This is a genomic window from Mesorhizobium sp. M7A.F.Ca.US.007.01.2.1 (genome assembly GCF_003998165.1).
Classification (GTDB): domain Bacteria; phylum Pseudomonadota; class Alphaproteobacteria; order Rhizobiales; family Rhizobiaceae; genus Mesorhizobium; species Mesorhizobium ciceri.
In genome coordinates this window covers 1-1,689 of sequence record NZ_RZQP01000455.1, presented here as the reverse complement: position 1 = coordinate 1,689, position 1,689 = coordinate 1, and the positions used below count along the sequence as shown (strand labels likewise).

Annotated in this window: 2 protein-coding genes and 2 pseudogenes; 3 read left to right on the top strand and 1 reads right to left on the bottom strand. The window is 63.9% G+C overall.

Annotation, left to right across the window (positions count from 1 at the left end):
* Positions 1–240 (top strand): annotated as a pseudogene (locus EN949_RS35050) (formimidoylglutamate deiminase); the annotation flags it as partial.
* Positions 237–974, top strand: coding sequence for a histidine utilization repressor (gene hutC, locus EN949_RS35045; RefSeq protein WP_082826433.1), 738 nt, complete (start codon positions 237–239; stop codon positions 972–974). The pseudogene EN949_RS35050 and the gene hutC, both read left to right, overlap by 4 nt.
* Positions 975–1,019: 45 nt before the next feature.
* Here hutC and EN949_RS35040 read toward each other — a convergent pair whose 3' ends face one another.
* Positions 1,020–1,364, bottom strand: a complete 345-nt coding sequence (locus tag EN949_RS35040) for a RidA family protein (RefSeq protein WP_127365971.1) — start codon at positions 1,362–1,364, stop codon at positions 1,020–1,022.
* Between the two features lie 94 nt (positions 1,365–1,458).
* On the opposite strand from EN949_RS35040, the pseudogene EN949_RS36970 reads away from it, so the two are divergent.
* Positions 1,459–1,689, top strand: a pseudogene (locus EN949_RS36970) (hypothetical protein); the annotation flags it as partial.

Here is a 1,689-nt window from a genome sequence, read left to right as displayed (position 1 = left end):
GCCGTTCCTTCCGCGATCGCCGCCGGCGCCTCCGCCGATCTTGTCTCGCTCGATCCCAAAAATCCCTCGCTGGCCGGCAAGAGTGGCGACGCGATCCTCGACGCCTGGATCTTCGCCAATGGCAGCAAGGTCGACTGCGTCTGGGTGCATGGCCGCAAACAGGTCAGCGGCGGCAGGCATGTGAAGCGAGAGGCCATCGCTGAGCGTTTTCGCAACGTGATGACGGCGCTTTCGGCATGAGCATGGCCGGTACAGTGGAGGCGGAAGGCGGCGGCTCGCTGCACCAGCGCATCCTCTCCGACATCAGCGAGAAAATCCTGTCCGGCGCCTGGGCGCCCGGTCATCGCATCCCGTTCGAGCATGAGTTGAGCGTGCAATACAATTGCTCGCGCATGACGGTGAACAAGGCGCTGTCGCAGCTTGCCAAGGCCGGACTGATCGAGCGCCGCCGCCGCTCAGGCAGCTTTGTGCGCCGGCCGCAGTCGCAGGCCGCGGTGCTGGAAATCCACGATATCCGCATCGAGGTCGAAGCGCTCGGCCTGCCCTATCGCTACGAGCGCGTCGCCCGACACAAAAGGCGCAGCAGCGCCGGGGATCGCGCGCTGCTGGAACTCGGCGTGGCCGGACCGGTGCTGGCGCTGGAGTGCGGTCATTTCGCCGGCGAGCGGCCGTTCGCGCATGAACAGCGGCTGATCAATCTCACCGCCGTGCCCGAGGCAGCGGACGAGGAATTCGTGGCCACCGCACCAGGACCATGGCTGATTGGCCGCGTGCCGTGGAGCGAAGCCGAGCACCGGATTCGCGCTGTCGCCGCCGACAGGCATATCGCGGCTGCACTCGATATAGAAACCGGTGCGCCCTGCTTGGTGGTCGAGCGACGGACGTGGAGCGCCGAGCACCCGGTCACCCATGTGCGCTTCACCTACGCGGCCGAGAGCCACACGCTGGTGGCGAGGTTCAGGCCGCAGGGGTGAGGCTGATCTCCCCCCACGTGGGGGGAGATTGGCAGCTTCAACGCCTCAAATCGCAGCGGTAATAATAATCTCGACCAGATATTCCGGGGCGGCGAGCTTTGCTTCGCCGGTGGCGCGGGCTGGCGTGTTGCCCTGCGGCACCCACTTGTCCCATTCCGCGTTCATCTCGGCAAAGGTGCTCATGTCGGCCAGCCAGATGATCGCCTGCAGGATCTTGGTCTTGTCGGAGCCAGCCTTGGCCAGCAATTCGTCGACAGCCGCCAGGATGTCCCTGGTCTGCGAAGCGACATTGCCGGTTGGCTGGCCGACCTGACCAGCCAGATAGACGCTATTGCCATGGATGACGATCTGGCTCATGCGCGGGCCGACATCGATGCGACGAATGCTCATTGGATGGTTCCTTCCTGTGGCGGTTGCGCTTCTTTAGAGTCGCGACCGGCTTGGGGCAAGGTCGCCAGGTCGAATCCCCTTGGGCCAACGGCATATGATACGCACACACGGCAAGTTGACCCTGCCGCCGCAATTCCGCCGGATTGGCTTGTTGACTAATGTAATAACATCACATATCCAATCGGCCGCTGCCAGCAGCCGGATTTCGCCGCCTACGGATCGCAGAATGACAAATACCTGCCTGACATTCCGCGACCTGACGCTTGGCTACGGCAGCCATCCGGCGATCCATCATCTCGACGGCACCATCCGCAAGGGCTCGCTG

What these genes read in the sequence shown, in the direction of transcription:
- hutC (WP_082826433.1), top strand. Translation starts at nt 237, where the DNA reads ATGAGCATGGCCGGTACAGTGGAGGCGGAAGGCGGCGGCTCGCTGCAC.
- EN949_RS35040 (WP_127365971.1), bottom strand. Translation starts at nt 1,364, where the DNA reads ATGAGCATTCGTCGCATCGATGTCGGCCCGCGCATGAGCCAGATCGTC.